We start from the raw sequence: 16,404 nt of genomic DNA, 5'->3' as shown, positions 1-16,404 counted from the left end.
CCCTTCTCGCGGAGGCGGCAATGGGTAGGGTGCGCGGGGCCGCCTAGGCCGTGCGCACCAGCGCAGGCGACGAATCACTGGTGCGCACGGCGCACCCTACGGGCCCAGGCAATCTCAAACTTAGTGACGGCAGCCGAACGCAACACGCTATTGGGACATAGCCGGGTGGAAGCCCCGCAGGGGCTTCCACCGTTTACCGCGAAATACTGCCGGTAAGCGACGGATTACGCTTCGCTAATCCAGCCTACGCCTGGCCGAACCAATGCTGCCAGGCTAGCCGCGCAGTCAGCGCCAAGACCACCAGGATGAACACCGGGCGGATAAACTTCGAGCCGCCCTTGATCGCCGTCCGCGCCCCCAGAAAGGCGCCGACCATCAGCGCCATGCCCATGCAGACTCCCAGTAACCAGGCCACCTGCCCGCTGATGATGAAAATCGACAGGGCGCAGACGTTGCTGACGAAGTTCATGCTGCGCGCCACTCCGCTGGCGCGCAGCAGATCGAGCGGGTAGAGGAGCAGGCTGCTGACCGTCCAGAACGCCCCGGTACCAGGTCCCGCGACACCGTCGTAGAAGCCCAGGCTGATGCTTTGCGGCCACTGGCGGTAGCGTGGAATGGGCGCGTCCGCGTTGAGCGGGGCGTCCGGCGTGCGGCCGAACAGCAGGTAAAGACCGCAGGCGAAGACCACGGCTGGCAGCATCTGGTTGAGCCACTCCGCGGGCAGCCACTGGGCAATCGCTGCGCCGAGAAAAGCGCCGACAGCGGTTCCGCTCAACGCATTGCGCCACTGCAAGGGCGAGAACAGCCTGCGCCGGTAAAAGGTGTAGCTGGCGGTGGCGGCACCGAAGGTGGCGCAGAGCTTGTTGGTGCCGAGCACCAGGTGCGGCGGCAGGCCTGCGGTGAGCAATGCCGGGATGGTGAGCAGCCCGCCGCCACCGGCGATGGCGTCGATAAAACCGGCGAGGAAGGCCACCAGGGCGAGAATGGCCAGCGTTGCCGGGTCAACGGCAAGCTCGAAGGGGAAGGGCATGAAAAAGACGACCTATGTCAGATTGCGCAGCGATCCTGCTGTTCGGGGGCGAGGCAGCTGCGCATAATGCCGGCATTTTCACGCGGAAGGAATTGACTCGATGCAGTATGACGCTCTGGCATGGGCGACGGCGTTGCTGGCACTGCTGGCAGTGTTGGTCGCGGCGCGCATCCTGTTCGGCGGCCAGTGGTTGCTCGGCTGGTTGCGCGGCACCTGTGGCCTGGCTTTTCTCGGGCTGGCCGGGCTGGTCGGCCTGGTCGCCTATGACCTGTCCAGCTATGCGCCGCTGCCGCAGGACAAGCCGCTGCTGACCTTGAGCTTCAAGGCCGATGGGCCGTTGTACCGGGTCAACCTGCTCGAGGGCGGCCGGGAGCGCAGCGTTACCCTGGAAGGCGATCTATGGCAGCTGGACGCGCGCCTGTTGCAGTGGAAGGGGCTGGCGGCACTGATCGGCTTGCGGCCGGGCTATCGTCTGGAAAAACTCACCGGACGTTTCCTCGCCATCGAACAGCAGACCCTGGCCCAGCATGCGCGGGCCGAACTGGCGCACAGCCCCTATGGCGTCGACCTGTGGCGCCGGCTGCGCCAGGGCCAGCACGACCTGTTGATGTTCGATGCGCAGGCGCGCCGGGTCACCTACCTGCCGATCGCCGACGATGCGGTGTACGCCGTCAGCCTGACGCCGACCGGCCTGCTCGCGCAGCCGATGAACCAGGCGGCCAAGCAGGCGCTGCAGGACTGGCAGTAGAACAAGGTGAGTCCGGGCGGCGATCCGCTTCAACCCACCTGATGAGGCCTGGTGGGCTCGCACCCTGGGACTCGTGAAAGTAAAAAGGGACCCGCAGGTCCCTTTTTCGTGTCACCAGCCTTCGTCAGGACAGGAAGCCGCCGTCGACGTTCAGCGATACGCCGGTGGTGTAGCTGGAGGCGTCGCTGGCCAGATAGAGCACGGCGCCGGCCATCTCGCTCGGATCGGCCACGCGCTTGAGCGGGATCTGCGCCAGGGCGGTATTCAGGATGGCGTCGTTCTTCACCAGCGCCGAGGCGAACTTGGTGTCGGTCAGGCCCGGCAGCAGGGCGTTGCAGCGGATGCCGAACTGCGCGCACTCCTTGGCGAAGACCTTGGTCATGTTGATCACCGCGGCCTTGGTCACCGAGTAGATGCCCTGGAAGATGCCGGGGGAGATGCCGTTGATCGAGGCGACGTTGATGATGCTGCCGCCGCCCTGCTCGCGCATCAGCTTGCCGGCTTCGATGGACATGAAGAAGTAGCCGCGGATGTTCACGTCGATGGTCTTCTGGAAGGCCGACAGGTCGGTGTCCAGCACGTTGCAGAACTGCGGGTTGGTGGCGGCGTTGTTGACCAGGATGTCCAGGCGGCCGAACTGCTCGCGGATCTGCGCGAACACCTGCTGGATCTGCTCCATCTCGCCGATGTGGCAGGCGATCGCGGTGGCTTTGCCGCCCTCGGCGATGATCGCGTCGGCGACGCCCTGGCAGCCTTCGAGCTTGCGACTCGAGACGATCACATGGGCACCCTGCTGGGCCAACAGCTTGGCGATGGCCTCGCCGATGCCGCGGCTGGCGCCGGAAACGAAAGCGATCTTGCCGTCGAGGTCGAACAGATGGGTCTTGGACATGGGCTTTTCCTTTCTGGTTGAAGGCCTGTTCGGCCGATTACAACTGCGATTTGGCGATGACCTGCAGGCTCATCTGCTCCAGCAGCTTGTTCATCTGGATGAACTGGGCGAAGCGTTTGTCCTGGGTTTGGCCGTGGTAAAAGCGGTAGTAGATCTGCTGCACGATGCCGGCCAGACGGAACAGGCCGTAGGTGTAGTAGAAGTCGATGCTGGCGATCTGGATGCCGGCGCGCTCAGCGTAGTAGTCGACGAACTCCTGGCGGGTCAGCATGCCAGGGGCGTTGCTCGGCTGGCGGCGCATCAGTTGCACCGGTGGCGGGTCGCCGGCCTCGATCCAGTAGGCGAGGGTATTGCCGAGGTCCATCAGCGGATCGCCGATGGTGGTCAGCTCCCAGTCCAGCACGCCGATGATCTGCATCGGGTTGTGCGGGTCGAGGATCACGTTGTCGAAGCGGTAGTCGTTGTGCACGATGCCCGGCTTGGGGTGGTCGGCCGGCATCTTGTCCCTCAGCCAGGCCTTGACCGGCTCCCACAGCGGCGCATCGGGGGTCAGGGCTTTCTCGTAGCGATCGCTCCAGCCGCCGATCTGCCGCTGCACGTAGCCTTCCGGCTTGCCCAGGTCGCCGAGGCCGCAGGCCTGGTAATCGACGTTGTGCAGTTCGACCAGCTTGTCGATAAAGCTCTGGCACAGGGCGCGGGTCTTGTCGGCATCGAGGTTCAGTTCGGCCGGCATGTCCGAGCGCAGGATGATGCCGTTGACCCGCTGCATGACGTAGAACTCGACGCCGATCACCGACTCGTCGGTGCAGTGCAGGTAGGCCTTCGGGCAGTAGGGGAAGGCCTCGTAGAGCTGGTTGAGGATGCGGTACTCGCGGCCCATGTCATGCGCGGACTTGGCTTTGTGGCCAAACGGCGGGCGGCGCAGGACGAACTCCTGGTCCGGGTATTCGAGCAGGTAGGTCAGGTTCGAGGCGCCGCCGGGGAACTGGCTGATGCGCGGCTCGCCGCTCAGGCCGGGAATATGCGCCTTGAGATACGGGTCGATGATCGCCGCGTCGAGTTCTTCGCCTGCGCGGATGCGGGTGGACTGGTCAGTAAGCGCCATGCTTATCCCTTCTACTTATGATGGGTGCCCGAGATTATTGGCTAATCTAATACTGCACCCTGGCCGTCACAAGCAATACGCGCCGTTATAGGCGGGCGTGTTGCCGCACAATCAAGCTGCCTGATTCGCCACTTTCAGGCGAAAAAAAACCGGAGTCCAAGGACTCCGGTTCTGCGTTTCCACGATCAGCCTAGACGCTTAAACCGGGAACAGTTCGCCCAGTTTCATCGCCAGCATCATGTCGCCTTCGGCGCGCAGCTTGCCGGCCATGAAGGCCTGCATGCCGTCGGTTTCGCCGCTGGTGATGCCTTTCAGGGTGTCGCTGTCCATGATCAGGGTCACGTTGGCGTTCGGGTTGTCACCTTGCTGGACCTCGCAGGTGCCGTCCTTGACGACCAGGTAGTGGTTCTCGCCGTCTTCGATGTTGAACTGGAACACCAGGTCCAGGCCCGCAGCGGCAGCGGCGTTGAACTTGGACTGCATGGTTTTGACGATGTCAGCAACGCTCATGGTTTCTTCCTTTGTTTTCAGGTTTTTCTCGCGCCCTTGCGGGAGCAGTGGGCCGGTACTCAGCGAAAGGTGATGAGTTCCGGCGCCTTCAACAGCTGCAGATGCACATGGCTGTTGAAGGAAGCCAGGCTCACCTGCTTGCCGCGGAACTTCAGGCAGCTCAGTGAGGTGTTGACGATTTGCCAGTTCAGCTCGAAGGCCTTGTCCGCCGGCACGCCGGTGATCAGGTGCAGCAACGCGGTGATGGTGCCGCCGGAGGTGAACACGGCAATGTTCTGTTTGCTCTCGGCCTGCTCCAGCAGGCGCGTCAGGCCGCCCTGGACCTGTTCGACGAAGGCCTGCCAGCTCTGCAGGTCCGCTTGGTCGTGCTCGCCGGAAATCCAGCGGCCGATCAGCCTGGCGAACAGGCGCTGGAACTCGGCACGGTTTTGCGCGGCATTGCGCAGCACATGCAAGGCTTCGGGTTCTTCCGGGAGCAAGCCGGGGAGCAGGGCGCGGATCACCGCATCGGCGTCGAATTCATTGAAGGCTGTATCGATTTCCAGGGCGGGAATCTGCAGGCCGGCGTTATGTAATTGGTTCAAGGCGGCCTTGGCGGTGTGCTGCTGGCGGCGCAGGTCGCCGCTCAGGCTGCGATCGATGCGGATTCCGAGTTGCGCCAGGTGTGCGCCCAGCACTTCGGCCTGGCGAATACCGACGGGCGATAGCACATCGTAGTCGTCGGCGCCGAAGGAGGCCTGGCCATGTCGAATCAGGTAAATGCTGCCCACGTCCGCTGCGATCCCGGTCCGGTGAAGGTTTTCGCGAGGGTATGAGGATCGCTGGGGCCTGTCAACGAAAAAACATACGCTTGTTTGAATCCGTCGCCGGCGATTGCCGCGCAAGCCTGGCTGCTGGCCGTCAACCCGGGCCGCCGGTATGCTTGCTCGCTACGAGCGGCGCTCAAGGCTGGGCGCAGGCATGAAAAACAAGGGGGAATGCGTGGAGTTCTTTGCTGAGTACGCGAGCTTTCTGGCCAAGACGATCACCCTGGTGGTCGCCATTCTGGTCCTGCTGGTGGCGGCTTCTGTGGTGCGCAGCAAGGGCCGGCGGCCGGCCGGGCACTTGCAGGTGAACAAGCTCAATGACTTCTACAAGCAGCTGCGCCAGCGCCTCGAGCACTCGGTGCTGGACAAGGATCAGCTCAAGGCCACGCACAAGGCCGAGGCCAAGGCGGCCAAGCAGGCGAAGAAAGCCGGCCTCCACAAGCCGCGAGTGTTCGTGCTGGACTTCGACGGCGACATCAAGGCCTCGGCGACCGACCACCTGCGCCACGAAATCACCGCCTTGCTCAGCCTGGCCACGCCGCAGGACGAGGTGGTGCTGCGCCTGGAAAGCGGCGGCGGGATGGTCCACAGCTATGGCCTGGCTTCCTCGCAACTGGCGCGGATTCGTCAGGCCGGCGTGCCCTTGACCGTCTGCATCGACAAGGTGGCGGCCAGCGGCGGCTACATGATGGCCTGCATCGGCGACAAAGTGATTGCCGCGCCCTTTGCCGTGCTCGGCTCGATCGGTGTGGTCGCGCAGCTGCCCAACGTGCACCGCCTGCTGAAAAAGCACGACATCGACTTCGAGGTACACACGGCGGGCGAATACAAGCGCACCCTGACGATATTCGGGGAGAACACCGAGAAGGGCCGGGAGAAGTTCCAGCAGGATCTGGAAACCATCCACGAACTGTTCAAGAACTTCGTCGCCCGCTATCGGCCCAACCTGAACATCGATGAAATCGCTACGGGCGAGGTTTGGCTGGGGCTTTCGGCCCTGGAAAAGCGCCTGGTCGACGAACTCCGGACCAGCGACGAATACCTCGCCGAGCGGGCCCTGAAGGCCGAGCTGTTCCATCTGCACTACGTCGAGAAGAAAACCCTGCAGGAGCGGGTCGGTTTGGCGGCCAGCGTGGCGCTGGATCGCTTCACCCTGAACTGGCTGAGTCGTCTCAACCAGCAGCGCTTCTGGTAATCAGCGTTCTGTCACAGGAGAGGGAAATGACTAGGTTCATCGCACTGCAGGCGCGCGAAAACGCGACCGGTGAATTCGAACAAGCGCTGGTCGAGCGCGATATCGATGAGTTGCCGGCCGGCGAGTTACTGATTCGGGTCCGTTATTCCTCGCTGAACTACAAGGATGCCCTCTCCGCCAGCGGCAACCGCGGGGTGACCAAGCACTTCCCGCATACCCCGGGCATCGATGCGGCCGGAGTAGTCGAGGCGTCCAGTGTCGCCGAGTTCAGCGTCGGCGATGAGGTGATCGTCACCGGCTATGACCTGGGCATGAATACCGCAGGCGGTTTCGCCCAGTACATTCGCATCCCGGCCAGTTGGGCGCTGAAGCGCCCGCAGGGCTTGTCGTTGCGCGAGGCGATGGTGCTCGGCACCGCCGGGCTGACCGCGGCGCTGTGCGTCGACAAGCTCGAGCAGGCCGGCGTGACGCCAGATGCCGGACCGGTCCTGGTGACCGGCGCCACCGGCGGGGTGGGCAGCATCGCCGTGGCCCTGCTGGCCAAGCTCGGTTATCGGGTGGCGGCGTCCACCGGCAAGGCGCAGCAGGGCGAGTTCCTCACGAGCTTGGGCGCCCAGCAGATCGTGCTGCGCAGCGAGTTGCTGGAGGGCAGCGAGCGGCCACTGCTCAAGGAGCAATGGGCTGGCGCGGTGGATACGGTGGGCGGCGACATTCTGTTCAACGTGGTCAAGTCGTTGCGCTATGGCGGCAGTGCGGCCTGTTGCGGCTTGACCGCCGGGGTCGCCTTCAAGGGCAGCGTGCTGCCGTTCATCCTGCGCGGGGTCAACCTGCTCGGGGTCGACTCGGTCGAGTTGCCACTGGTGGTCAAGGCATCCATGTGGGACAAGCTGTCGCTGCAATGGAAACTCGGTGGACTGGACAAGCTGGTCAGCGAAGTCGGCCTGGCGCAACTGCCGGAGGCGATCGCCCAGATACTCGCCGGCAGGCTGGTGGGGCGGGTGCTGGTGCGAGTGGATTGAATCCGCCGCCGCTCCCGTTTTGATGACGGCCCGGTTCTGCCGGGCCGTCGCGTTTCAGGCACGGCTGACGTACATGGTGATCTCGGCGCGCAGTACCGGTTTGTCGCCGACATAGGCCATGACCGGCACCTTCACATCGCCCAGGCTGCTCCAGTCCAGCGCGCCGCCGTCGGCGACCGCGCGGATATCGCCGTCGGCCTTGGCCAGGTACTCCACGCTCATGCCGCGTGGAATCCAGCGGCAGCCCGCCGGGATCGAGGCGTCGGTCATGGTGCCGGCAGCCAGTTCGGCGGCGTTGCACAGGGCGATGGCGTGCACGGTGCCGATGTGGTTGAGCACCTCGCGGCGCTTGGCGAAGCTGACTTCGGCATAGCCCGGGCGCAATTCGACGATTTGTGGGGCAATGCTGGCGAAATAGGGCGCGACCTGGCCGATCATGGTGCTGAACTGGGCCGGACCGACCTGCTGGTACATCTGCATCATCTGACTCATGGGGTGCTCCTGGCGGTGGATCGATTGAGAATGAATGCGCGCCGGGGCAATATACGAACAGCTAGAAAATAATTCTAGAAAAATATTCCAATTCATTTGAATCCGGGAACTGCATGGCACGTCCATCGCGCAAAGACGACATTCTCCAGGCCGCGCTGGCCTGCTTCACCGAGGTGGGCGTGGATGCCACCACCATCGAAATGATCCGCGACCGCTCCGGTGCCAGCATCGGCAGCCTGTATCACCACTTCGGCAACAAGGAGCGCATCATCGCCGCACTCTACCTGGCGGGAACCGGGCAGTACGCGGCATTGCTGGAACAGGGCTTCGCCGCAGCCGACAGTGCCGAAGCCTGCATCAAACTGCTGGTGACCAGTTACATCGACTGGGTGGCGGCCAACCCGGATTGGGCACGCTTCATCCTGCACAGTCGTGGCCGGGTAGAGGCGAGCGAGCTGGGCGAGCAACTGCACGAGGCCAATCGCCTGCACTACGGGCGAATTCACCAGGAGCTGGCCGGTTATCGTGCGCAGGGGCTGTTCAAGGCGATGCCGAGCGATTGCTTCGCCTCGGTGATCATCGGTCCGAGCCACGACTTCGCGCGTAATTGGCTGGCTGGACGGACGCACACCCAGCTGGCCGACTGCCGCGAGCTGTTGGCCCAGGTGGCGTGGGACAGCGTGAAGGCCTGAAACGAACCAGCCCCGCGGTGCGGGGCTGGTGGGGCGACAATCAGCTGCGGCGGCGGAACAGCGGTTGCGGCTGGTCGGCGGCGGCCTGGTAGACCTCATCGAAGTCGTTCAGGCTGGCCAGCGCTTCGTACGGGTCGCGATCCGGGCGAACGGCATAGGCGTCGAAGCCACAGCGCTTCATGAAGAACAGCTGGTCGCGCAGCACGTCGCCGATTGCCCGCACCTCGCCACGGTAGCCGTAGCGCTCGCGCAGCAGGCGTGCGCTGGAGTAGTGGCGGCCGTCGGTGAAGCTGGGGAAGTTCAGCGCGATCACCTGGAAGTGGCCGAGCTCGTCGGCAATTTCCTCGACTTCCTCGTCGGCGTCCAGCCATACGCCCAGGCCGCCGTCGCGGGCCTTGAGGGCATGGCTGTGCTCGCGCCAGAGCGCCAGCGGGACGATCAGGTCGGCGCAGTTGGACAGGCCTTCCAGGGTCGCGTCCTTGGCCAGCAGGTGCCAGGTTTCGTCGATGACTTGGTCGTTCTTAATGATTCGCTGCATAGACGCGCTCCTTGAAGGGGTCGATGCCGATACGGCGGTAGGTGTCGATGAAACGCTCGTCTTCGGTGCGCTGTTCGACGTAGACCTTGATGACCTTTTCGATGACATCGGCCATGTCCTCCTGGGCGAATGACGGGCCGAGGATCTTGCCCAGGCTGGCGTCGCGGTTGGCGCTGCCGCCGAGGGAGACCTGGTAGAACTCCTCGCCCTTCTTGTCGACCCCGAGAATGCCGATATGGCCGACATGGTGGTGGCCGCAGGCGTTCATGCAGCCGGAGATGTTCAGGTCCACTTCGCCGATGTCGAACAGGTAGTCGAGGTCATCGAAGCGGCGCTGGATGGCTTCGGCGATCGGGATCGACTTGGCGTTGGCCAGGGAGCAGAAATCGCCGCCCGGGCAGCAGATGATGTCGGTCAACAGGCCGATGTTCGGCGTGGCGAAGCCATGCTCGCGCAGTTCGCCCCAGAGCTGGAACAGCTGCGTCTGTTCGACGTCGGCGAGGATCATGTTCTGTTCGTGGGAGTTGCGCACTTCGCCGAAGCTGTAGCGCTCGGCCAGGTCGGCGATCGCCTCGAGCTGCTTGTCGGTGACATCGCCGGGCGCCACGCCGGTAGGCTTGAGCGACAGGGTCACGGCGACATAGCCGGGCTTCTTGTGCGCCGCGGTGTTGCGGGCGCGCCAGCGGGCAAAGCCCGGGTGCTCGGAATCCAGGGCGGCGAGGGCGGCGCTCTGATCCTGCAGCGGCTGGTAGGCCGGGTCGACGAAGAACTGCGCAACGCGCTGCACTTCCGCCTCGGTGAGGGTGGTCGGACCGTCCTTCAGGTGCGCCCACTCGGCGTCGACTTTTTCCGCGAAGACTTCCGGGGTCAGCGCCTTGACCAGGATCTTGATCCGCGCCTTGAACTTGTTATCGCGACGGCCATAGCGGTTGTAAACGCGCAGGATGGCGTCGAGGTAGCTGAGCAGGTGCTGCCAGGGCAGGAATTCATTGATGAAGCTGCCGACTATCGGGGTACGACCGAGCCCCCCGCCGACGGAGACGCGGAAACCCAGCTCGCCCGCGTCGTTGCTGATCGCTTCCAGGCCGATGTCATGCACTTCGATGGCCGCCCGGTCGCTGACCGCGCCGTTCACCGCGATCTTGAACTTGCGCGGCAGGAATGAGAACTCCGAATGCAGGCTCGACCATTGGCGGAGGAACTCCGCCGTCGGCCGAGGATCTTCGATCTCATCCGGCGCGACGCCGGCGAAATGATCGGCCGTCACATTGCGAATGCAGTTGCCCGACGTCTGGATGGCGTGCATCTCGACGTCCGCCAGCGATTCCAGAATGTCCGGCGTATCGACGAGCTTGGGCCAATTATATTGGAGGTTCTGGCGCGTCGTGAAATGGCCGTAGCCCTTGTCCCATCTATCCGCGATATCGGCGAGCCGGCGCATCTGCCGCGCCGTCAGCGTGCCATAGGGAATAGCGACGCGCAGCATATAGGCGTGCAGCTGCAGATAGAGCCCGTTCATCAGCCGGAACGGACGGAACTCCTCTTCCGTCAGCGCGCCGGAAAGCCGCCGATTGACCTGCTCACGAAACTCCGCCACCCGTTCACGCACGAAGGCAGAGTCATATTCATCGTAGCGATAGGTGGTCATCGGCGCATTGGGCCGCTGCGCCACACGCAGATCGACCGCCGTCATAACGCGCCCTCGCCCGCTTGTTTGCCGAGATCAAGGCGAACGCTCGGTCCCTTCACGCGCATCTTTTCTCGATAATGTAACGGCGTCGGCGCGCCGTCGCTCCCGATCTCGACATCGGCGAGATAGACGTCGACCACGCGATTGGCTGAAATGTCGCACTTGCCCAAGGCTTCGAGCGCGGTCGCCTCGTCGGCCTTCCGCGCGATGCGCGCGCGGCGGTGGTCGCGCTCCCAGCCCGAGGGGCCGAGAAACACCACTTCGCCGTCCGTCAAATTCGAGGCGATGAGGATCTGGGGATGTTTGAAGATGGGCATCACGTTTCCTGCGCCAGCTTTAGCCGAAGGCCGCTCATCTCATCGGACCAGATGATCTGGCAGGAGAGACGCGAATTTTCGTAAAGCATCGGCAATTCATCGAGCTTTTCGACTTCCTCTTCGCGCGGCGGCGGCACGCGGCGGGCCGAGTCCGCGTCGAGGACGACGTGGCACTCCGCACATGCAAGAGCGCCGCCACAGGTGTTGACCATGCCGACGCCATGGTCGCGCAAGATTTCCATCAGCCGCCAGCCTTCGACGGCTTCGAGTTCATGGATAACGCCGTCGCGATCCTCGACGTGCAGGGTCGGCAGACTCTGCTGCGACGATTCGGCGGGCCGCCGCGCGACGATATTCTCGATATTGCTCATGCCTTGACGCGCCGACCTGGTCCGCGCCAGCGAGTAGCCACGGACGTTCTGTATTTCGAACGCATAAACCTCCAAACCGCACGAATGTCAATTCACGATCTTATTGTGGTGCTTGTATTTAATAACATATTTGTTGTGTTGTTTTAAGCGCGTCACAATTGGAGCGCCATCCGCAGTTAGCTGAAACAGAACATGACAAGCGCCAAAAACCATGTTTGTTGAGCGCTTGTCATTCACGAACAGCGGCGCCAGCGCGACATGCGATAGGAGCACCCATGGTTAAGAAGCCGGTCAAAATCACCAGGGAAGCGCCAGCCAAACGGGAGCCGGAAAGCCGGCCGCGTAAGGCCGAGGCTCCGGCCGCCCCCGCGAACGCCGCCGCTCGCCCGGCGGTCATCGTCGTTGGCGCGGACAAGGGCGGCGTCGGCAAAACCACGATCGCCAGAGCCATCCTCGATTTTCTTTCGCTTAATGACATCCATACGCGCGCGTTCGACACCGAAACGCCGCGAGGAACGCTTCATCGCTTCCATCCCGACGAGACGATGATCGTCGATCTGACCGAACCCTCGGACCAGATGAAGATCATCGACACGCTGAATACGTCGCAGGCCAAGGTCAGCGTCATCGACGTGCGCGCCGGCGGATTGAGCCCGGCGCTCGGGGCGCTCGACGAAATCGGCTTTTTCGACGCGGTGAAAGGCGGCGAATTCCGCTTCGTGCTGCTGCATGTGATCGGGCCCTCCATCGCTTCGCTGGAGGAGATCGCCGAAATCGCGCCCTACGTCACGGACGCCAACTATTTCATGGTGAAGAATCACGTCAACGACACGACCTTCTTCGAGTGGGATCCACAAACGCACGCGAAATATTTCGAGCATGTCGTCACCTCGGGCGAGATCACGATCCCCAAGCTCAGCGAACTCGCCTACGAGCAGGTCGAGCTGTCCGGCACGCCGTTCTCGACATTCATCGGCAATCAGGACGCGCAGGGCCGCCCGGCGGAGCATTCGTTCGTGTTGCGCGGCTACGTCCGCACGTGGCTGGCGCGCGTCGCCGACGAGTTCGAACGGGTCGGCCTTCTCGATCTTGTTGGCGAGAAGAGGCGATAGAGGGTCGCGTCGGCGGCGCGCATCTCTCCGCGAAGACCACATGGCGCGTCGCACTCTTGCGTTCTTCGTTTGCTCGCCGCACTCGCGAACAGGCGTGACGACAGCGGCGCGTTTGCTGACCGATTATTATTTGTCGCACAATGTCGACGTCGAAGGCTTCGACACGGATTTCCGGGAGCCGCTTTATGCAGTGTTCTTTCCGGAAGCGACGCACATCGTCGACCTCAGCGAGATCAAGGGGCAGATGTCGCTCTTCGACCGCCTGCTCGTCGCCGACGAGACGCCGAAGATCGTCGACGTCTGGCATCGCTCCTACGAGCGCCTGTTCGCGACCATCGCCGAAATTGGCTTTCTCGAAGAAGCGCGGCGGCGCGGCGTTGAGCCGATCGTGCTCTTTCAGACGGACGTCACGGAGAGCGCGGCGAACAGCGCGCTCACGCTCAAGACCACATGGCCGGATCTCACCATGAGCGTCATTCACAATCGCGGCGCCTCGCCGCTCGGCCGCGACTGCTTGGCGATTCTTGCGCGCTATCCCGCGAGCGGCAAATTCGTGATCCCGCGTCTTGAGGCGCCGATCGCGCGCGCGCTCGACGACGTCGATCTGTCGCTGTCCCGCTTCATGAGGGAGCCGCCGCCAGGGATGTCGATCGTGGTTCGCGCGGCGCTCAAGGCATGGCTCTTGCCTATCTTCATCCAATTCCAAAGCTTCGAATTGCGGCTCGAGCTGCAGTCGAGCGAATGGCTTCGTTAAGGGACGCGCCCCGTGGAATACCGCAAACTCGGCGACAGCGAGCTCTCCGTCTCCGCCATCTGTCTCGGCTCAATGACGTGGGGACAGCAGAACAGCGAGGCCGAAGGCCATGCGCAACTGGACTATGCGTTCGATTGCGGCGTCAATTTCATCGACACGGCGGAAATCTATTCCATTCCGCCGAAGCGAGAAACTCAAGGCTCCTCCGAGCGCATCATCGGAAGTTGGCTCGCCGCACGTAAGAACCGCGACAAGGCGATCATCGCAACAAAAGTCGCCGGCCGTGGCGACGCCAACTGGCTGCGTCCGGGGCGCGTGGGAACGGTTCTCGACGCCAAGAACATCGACTCTGCGATCGAGGGATCGCTGAGGCGGCTACAGACCGATTACATCGATCTTTATCAATTGCATTGGCCGGATCGTTCGCTACCGCTTTGGGGCGCGGGCGGAACGGTCTATCGACGGCCGACGAAGCGCGACGAAATCCCGATTGAAGAGACGCTGGAAGCGCTAACGCGGCTCGTCAAAGCCGGCAAGGTTCGTCACATCGGCCTTTCCAATGAAACGCCGTGGGGCGTGGCGCGCTTCCTGCGCGCTGCGGAACTCGGCCATGCGCCGCGCGTCGTCTCGATTCAAAACGCCTACAACCTCGTCAATCGCACCTTCGAGATCGGGCTCGCTGAGTTCGCTGAGCGCGAGCACGTCGGATTGCTCGCCTATTCGCCGCTCGCGCAAGGATACCTCACCGGCAAATATCAAGGCGGCGCGCGGCCGCCCGGCGCGCGCACGACGCTGTTTGAGCGCGCGCAGCGTTATGAAAAGCCGGAAGTCGAACACGCGGTCGCCGCCTATCTGACGCTCGCGCAAGATATTGGAGTCGATCCGGCGCAGCTCGCCATCGCCTTCGTGACGTCCCGGCCCTTCGTGACGTCGAATATTATTGGCGCGACGACGATGTCGCAGCTCAGAACCGACCTCGCGTCGACGGAGTTCAGGATCACGCCTGAAATCGAGCGGCGTATTGACGCCATCCACCATCTCCACAGCAACCCCGCGCCATGACCGGAAGCGCAACTCCTCGCGCGGAGACGCCGGAGGATCATTCCGCCATACGCGGGCTGCTTGTTGCGGCTTTCGACCGATACGGCGAGGCCGAACTCGTCGAGGCGCTGCGCAAGGAAGGCGACCTGGTCTTTGGCGGCGTCGCGGCTGTCAACGGCGTCATCGTCGGCTACGCCGCCCTGTCCAGGATGAACGCTCCCTTTGCGGCGCTCGGACTCGGTCCTGTCGCCGTCGCCGCGGCATATCGCGGAAAAGGAATCGCCAACGCGCTTTTGTGCTGGAGCTTGGCGCGTGCGCAGGACGACCAGTGGCGCGCGTTTTTTGTGTTGGGCGACAGCGCCTTTTACGGCCGTTTCGGATTTCGACCGGAGCTTGCAGCCGGCTTCGGCACGCCATACGCGGGGCCGTGTTTTCTAGCCCTGGCGGTCAACGGCGAGCTTCCAGCCAAGGAGGGACAGGTCAACTACGCGCCAGCCTTCGACCGACTCTGAGTCCGATGCTCAGGCGTGTCCCGCGTGTGTCGACAGCCGTTCTGGATCGACGCCGATCGAGCGCAACGCGCGCGCATATTTCGTCCCAAGATCGTGATCGAACAGCAAAGCGGGATCGGTCGGACAGTTCAGCCATCCATTGCGCTGAATCTCTTCTTCGAGCTGACCCGGGTCCCAACCCGCATAGCCGAGCGCGAGCAGCGCGCGGTCCGGGCCGCGCCCTGCGGCGATGGCGCGCAGAATGTCGATCGTCGCCGTGAGCGAGACGCCGTCGTCGATCGGCAAGGTGGAATTGTCCAGGAAGAAATCCGGCGTATGCAGCACGAAACCGCGGTCGGTCTGCACCGGCCCGCCGGACAGCACCTGGATGTCTTCGGCGCGGCTCGGTAGGCTGATGCGCTCCTGAGGCGCAATCACTTGCAGCTGAACGAGCAAATCGGGAAAATTGCGCACACGGGCCGGCTGGTTGACAATAATGCCCATGGCCCCTTCTTCGGAATGGGCGCATAGATAGATCACCGAGCGCGCGAAGCGCTGATCCAACATGCTCGGCATCGCGATCAGCAATTGGCCGTCAAGAAAGCGGCGCTCCTCGAGTCGCCCGCTGCGGCGCTCGCTCACTCTCTCCGCGAAATCTTGCTTCTTTCCGCTCGGCCTCATAGGGTCATGCTACGCCCGCCGCGTCCTCAGGACAAGCCGCGCAAATCACGTAACTGACTGCCTTGACTGGGGGACGGGGGCGCCGAAGGGTCACGATGCGCTCAAAATTCTTTCTCTTCGCGCCGCTAGCCGTCACGCTGGCGCAGAGCTTTCCGGCGGCGTCGCTGGCGGAGAACACAGCCTTCGCGTCTGCGATCGCAAAGGGGACGGCGTCGAGCGCTCGGCTCTTGTCCGCCGGCCCTCCGCAGGGCGGGGCTTACCGCGCCGCCGTCGAGATCGCGCTCGCTCCGGAAACCATCACCTATTGGCGCCAGCCTGGCGAGTCGGGCTCGGCGCCCGCGTTCGATTTCTCGAGATCGGTCAATGTCGCCAAGGTCGAACCGTCCTTTCCTGCGCCGAAACATATCGACGAGGCCGGAACCATCGTCGCCGGCTATGATGCGCGCGTCGTCCTGCCGTTGAAGGTGACGCCGCGCGATCCCAACGCGCCGGTGACGCTCAATCTCGTGCTCGACTACGCCTCCTGCGGCAAGATCTGCCTGCCGGGCCGCGCCGATCTTTCTCTGGAGCTGCCGCGCGCCGGAGCATCGCCTCATGCGGCGGCGATCGCCGAAGCCGAACGCCTGGTGCCAAAGAAACTCAGCGCGGCCGACGCCAAAAAGCGCTTTACGGTTTCGCGGAATAGCGCGGACGGGTCGTGGCGGCTGCGCTACCTTGGACCCGGCAAGGTCGAGGACGTCTTCGCCGAAGCGCCTGAGCCGCTCTTCATTGAAAGCACGCGCGCGGGAGAGGGCTTCGAGCTTAAGCTCTTTTCCGGCAGCGCGCCCGCCAAGGCCGCCGACGCGACGTTAACGATCGTCACCGACGCCGGCGCTTTCGAGGCCCCGGCGCGGCTGGAGTGAGCGCGACCGGCCTTCGCC

At 63.5% G+C, this 16,404-nt stretch carries 20 protein-coding genes; 9 read left to right on the top strand and 11 right to left on the bottom strand.

Features of this window, described 5'->3' with window-relative positions:
- Positions 1–244: 244 nt before the first annotated feature.
- A complete protein-coding gene (locus ACR65W_RS16215; protein ID WP_434502826.1) occupies positions 245–1,030 on the bottom strand; it encodes a TSUP family transporter in 786 nt (261 codons plus the stop codon).
- 100 nt (positions 1,031–1,130) lie between these two features.
- Between ACR65W_RS16215 and ACR65W_RS16210 the strand changes: the two genes are divergently transcribed.
- Entirely contained in the window at positions 1,131–1,778 is a 648-nt protein-coding gene (locus tag ACR65W_RS16210) for a hypothetical protein (protein ID WP_434502824.1), read from the top strand.
- Between the two features lie 124 nt (positions 1,779–1,902).
- On the opposite strand, the gene ACR65W_RS16205 is transcribed toward ACR65W_RS16210, so the two are convergent.
- The 4 genes from ACR65W_RS16205 to ACR65W_RS16190 form a co-directional block, all read right to left on the bottom strand.
- Entirely contained in the window at positions 1,903–2,670 is a 768-nt protein-coding gene (locus ACR65W_RS16205; RefSeq protein WP_434502822.1) for an SDR family oxidoreductase, read from the bottom strand.
- Positions 2,671–2,707: 37 nt separating this feature from the next.
- The gene (locus ACR65W_RS16200) at positions 2,708–3,775 is read right to left on the bottom strand and encodes a phosphotransferase family protein (RefSeq protein ID WP_434502820.1); all 1,068 of its coding nucleotides are present in this window, start codon (positions 3,773–3,775) and stop codon (positions 2,708–2,710) included.
- A gap of 198 nt (positions 3,776–3,973) precedes the next feature.
- Positions 3,974–4,285 carry an SCP2 sterol-binding domain-containing protein gene (locus ACR65W_RS16195; protein ID WP_434502818.1) on the bottom strand — a complete coding sequence of 104 codons (312 nt, stop codon included), beginning with the start codon at positions 4,283–4,285 and terminating at the stop codon, positions 3,974–3,976.
- 59 nt (positions 4,286–4,344) lie between these two features.
- The gene (locus ACR65W_RS16190; RefSeq protein ID WP_434502816.1) at positions 4,345–5,055 is read right to left on the bottom strand and encodes a histidine phosphatase family protein; all 711 of its coding nucleotides are present in this window, start codon (positions 5,053–5,055) and stop codon (positions 4,345–4,347) included.
- Between the two features lie 190 nt (positions 5,056–5,245).
- Here ACR65W_RS16190 and sohB point away from each other — a divergent pair, with 190 nt between their 5' ends.
- Together sohB and ACR65W_RS16180 are read left to right on the top strand one after the other, a co-directional pair.
- A complete protein-coding gene (gene sohB / locus ACR65W_RS16185; protein WP_434502814.1) occupies positions 5,246–6,286 on the top strand; it encodes a protease SohB in 1,041 nt (346 codons plus the stop codon).
- 26 nt (positions 6,287–6,312) lie between these two features.
- On the top strand, positions 6,313–7,305 hold the full coding sequence (locus ACR65W_RS16180; protein ID WP_434502812.1) for a YhdH/YhfP family quinone oxidoreductase: 993 nt from the start codon (positions 6,313–6,315) through the stop codon (positions 7,303–7,305).
- 54 nt (positions 7,306–7,359) lie between these two features.
- On the opposite strand, the gene ACR65W_RS16175 is transcribed toward ACR65W_RS16180, so the two are convergent.
- A complete protein-coding gene (locus ACR65W_RS16175; protein ID WP_434502810.1) occupies positions 7,360–7,797 on the bottom strand; it encodes a hotdog fold domain-containing protein in 438 nt (145 codons plus the stop codon).
- A 113-nt stretch (positions 7,798–7,910) separates the two neighbouring features.
- Between ACR65W_RS16175 and ACR65W_RS16170 the strand changes: the two genes are divergently transcribed.
- On the top strand, positions 7,911–8,489 hold the full coding sequence (locus tag ACR65W_RS16170; protein ID WP_434502808.1) for a TetR/AcrR family transcriptional regulator: 579 nt from the start codon (positions 7,911–7,913) through the stop codon (positions 8,487–8,489).
- Positions 8,490–8,529: 40 nt separating this feature from the next.
- Here the strand turns inward: ACR65W_RS16170 and ACR65W_RS16165 are convergent, their stop codons facing one another.
- From ACR65W_RS16165 to ACR65W_RS16150, 4 genes are read right to left on the bottom strand one after another with little or no spacing between them, the layout of a single operon-like run.
- Positions 8,530–9,027 carry a DUF934 domain-containing protein gene (locus ACR65W_RS16165; RefSeq protein WP_434502806.1) on the bottom strand — a complete coding sequence of 166 codons (498 nt, stop codon included), beginning with the start codon at positions 9,025–9,027 and terminating at the stop codon, positions 8,530–8,532.
- Positions 9,011–10,720: a nitrite/sulfite reductase gene (locus tag ACR65W_RS16160; RefSeq protein WP_434502804.1), complete on the bottom strand. Its 1,710-nt coding sequence runs from the start codon at positions 10,718–10,720 to the stop codon at positions 9,011–9,013. Before ACR65W_RS16160 ends, ACR65W_RS16165 begins: the two co-directional genes overlap by 17 nt.
- On the bottom strand, positions 10,717–11,034 hold the full coding sequence (locus ACR65W_RS16155) for a DUF2849 domain-containing protein (RefSeq protein ID WP_434500032.1): 318 nt from the start codon (positions 11,032–11,034) through the stop codon (positions 10,717–10,719). The genes ACR65W_RS16160 and ACR65W_RS16155 overlap by 4 nt, the downstream gene beginning before the upstream one ends.
- The gene (locus ACR65W_RS16150) at positions 11,034–11,405 is read right to left on the bottom strand and encodes a 2Fe-2S iron-sulfur cluster-binding protein (RefSeq protein ID WP_434500031.1); all 372 of its coding nucleotides are present in this window, start codon (positions 11,403–11,405) and stop codon (positions 11,034–11,036) included. The genes ACR65W_RS16155 and ACR65W_RS16150 overlap by 1 nt, the downstream gene beginning before the upstream one ends.
- A gap of 275 nt (positions 11,406–11,680) precedes the next feature.
- On the opposite strand from ACR65W_RS16150, the gene ACR65W_RS16145 reads away from it, so the two are divergent.
- Genes ACR65W_RS16145 through ACR65W_RS16130 form a run of 4 tightly spaced genes read left to right on the top strand, consistent with a single transcriptional unit; the run spans position 11,681 to position 14,824 of the window.
- Positions 11,681–12,517: a hypothetical protein gene (locus tag ACR65W_RS16145; RefSeq protein WP_434500030.1), complete on the top strand. Its 837-nt coding sequence runs from the start codon at positions 11,681–11,683 to the stop codon at positions 12,515–12,517.
- A 40-nt stretch (positions 12,518–12,557) separates the two neighbouring features.
- The gene (locus ACR65W_RS16140) at positions 12,558–13,271 is read left to right on the top strand and encodes a hypothetical protein (protein WP_434500029.1); all 714 of its coding nucleotides are present in this window, start codon (positions 12,558–12,560) and stop codon (positions 13,269–13,271) included.
- A 12-nt stretch (positions 13,272–13,283) separates the two neighbouring features.
- Complete coding sequence (locus ACR65W_RS16135; RefSeq protein WP_434500028.1) at positions 13,284–14,333, top strand: aldo/keto reductase; 1,050 nt, start codon at positions 13,284–13,286, stop codon at positions 14,331–14,333.
- Entirely contained in the window at positions 14,330–14,824 is a 495-nt protein-coding gene (locus ACR65W_RS16130) for a GNAT family N-acetyltransferase (protein WP_434500027.1), read from the top strand. The genes ACR65W_RS16135 and ACR65W_RS16130 overlap by 4 nt, the downstream gene beginning before the upstream one ends.
- Positions 14,825–14,833: 9 nt before the next feature.
- Here ACR65W_RS16130 and ACR65W_RS16125 read toward each other — a convergent pair whose 3' ends face one another.
- Positions 14,834–15,484, bottom strand: coding sequence for a YqgE/AlgH family protein (locus ACR65W_RS16125; protein WP_434500026.1), 651 nt, complete (start codon positions 15,482–15,484; stop codon positions 14,834–14,836).
- 95 nt (positions 15,485–15,579) lie between these two features.
- Here ACR65W_RS16125 and ACR65W_RS16120 point away from each other — a divergent pair, with 95 nt between their 5' ends.
- Positions 15,580–16,386, top strand: a complete 807-nt coding sequence (locus tag ACR65W_RS16120) for a protein-disulfide reductase DsbD domain-containing protein (protein WP_434500025.1) — start codon at positions 15,580–15,582, stop codon at positions 16,384–16,386.
- Positions 16,387–16,404: the final 18 nt, after the last annotated feature.

The sequence above is a fragment of the Methylocystis sp. genome (genome assembly GCF_051062815.1).
Classification (GTDB): Bacteria; Pseudomonadota; Alphaproteobacteria; order Rhizobiales; family Beijerinckiaceae; genus Methylocystis.
This window is presented reverse-complemented; position numbering and strand designations above follow the sequence as displayed.

Coding starts and splice junctions, on each gene's coding strand:
- ACR65W_RS16215 (WP_434502826.1), bottom strand. CDS start 1,030: ATGCCCTTCCCCTTCGAGCTTGCCGTTGACCCGGCAACGCTGGCCATT.
- ACR65W_RS16210 (WP_434502824.1), top strand. CDS start 1,131: ATGCAGTATGACGCTCTGGCATGGGCGACGGCGTTGCTGGCACTGCTG.
- ACR65W_RS16205 (WP_434502822.1), bottom strand. CDS start 2,670: ATGTCCAAGACCCATCTGTTCGACCTCGACGGCAAGATCGCTTTCGTT.
- ACR65W_RS16200 (WP_434502820.1), bottom strand. CDS start 3,775: ATGGCGCTTACTGACCAGTCCACCCGCATCCGCGCAGGCGAAGAACTC.
- ACR65W_RS16195 (WP_434502818.1), bottom strand. CDS start 4,285: ATGAGCGTTGCTGACATCGTCAAAACCATGCAGTCCAAGTTCAACGCC.
- sohB (WP_434502814.1), top strand. CDS start 5,246: ATGAAAAACAAGGGGGAATGCGTGGAGTTCTTTGCTGAGTACGCGAGC.
- ACR65W_RS16180 (WP_434502812.1), top strand. CDS start 6,313: ATGACTAGGTTCATCGCACTGCAGGCGCGCGAAAACGCGACCGGTGAA.
- ACR65W_RS16175 (WP_434502810.1), bottom strand. CDS start 7,797: ATGAGTCAGATGATGCAGATGTACCAGCAGGTCGGTCCGGCCCAGTTC.
- ACR65W_RS16170 (WP_434502808.1), top strand. CDS start 7,911: ATGGCACGTCCATCGCGCAAAGACGACATTCTCCAGGCCGCGCTGGCC.
- ACR65W_RS16165 (WP_434502806.1), bottom strand. CDS start 9,027: ATGCAGCGAATCATTAAGAACGACCAAGTCATCGACGAAACCTGGCAC.
- ACR65W_RS16160 (WP_434502804.1), bottom strand. CDS start 10,720: ATGACGGCGGTCGATCTGCGTGTGGCGCAGCGGCCCAATGCGCCGATG.
- ACR65W_RS16155 (WP_434500032.1), bottom strand. CDS start 11,034: ATGCCCATCTTCAAACATCCCCAGATCCTCATCGCCTCGAATTTGACG.
- ACR65W_RS16150 (WP_434500031.1), bottom strand. CDS start 11,405: ATGAGCAATATCGAGAATATCGTCGCGCGGCGGCCCGCCGAATCGTCG.
- ACR65W_RS16145 (WP_434500030.1), top strand. CDS start 11,681: ATGGTTAAGAAGCCGGTCAAAATCACCAGGGAAGCGCCAGCCAAACGG.
- ACR65W_RS16140 (WP_434500029.1), top strand. CDS start 12,558: ATGGCGCGTCGCACTCTTGCGTTCTTCGTTTGCTCGCCGCACTCGCGA.
- ACR65W_RS16130 (WP_434500027.1), top strand. CDS start 14,330: ATGACCGGAAGCGCAACTCCTCGCGCGGAGACGCCGGAGGATCATTCC.
- ACR65W_RS16125 (WP_434500026.1), bottom strand. CDS start 15,484: ATGAGGCCGAGCGGAAAGAAGCAAGATTTCGCGGAGAGAGTGAGCGAG.
- ACR65W_RS16120 (WP_434500025.1), top strand. CDS start 15,580: ATGCGCTCAAAATTCTTTCTCTTCGCGCCGCTAGCCGTCACGCTGGCG.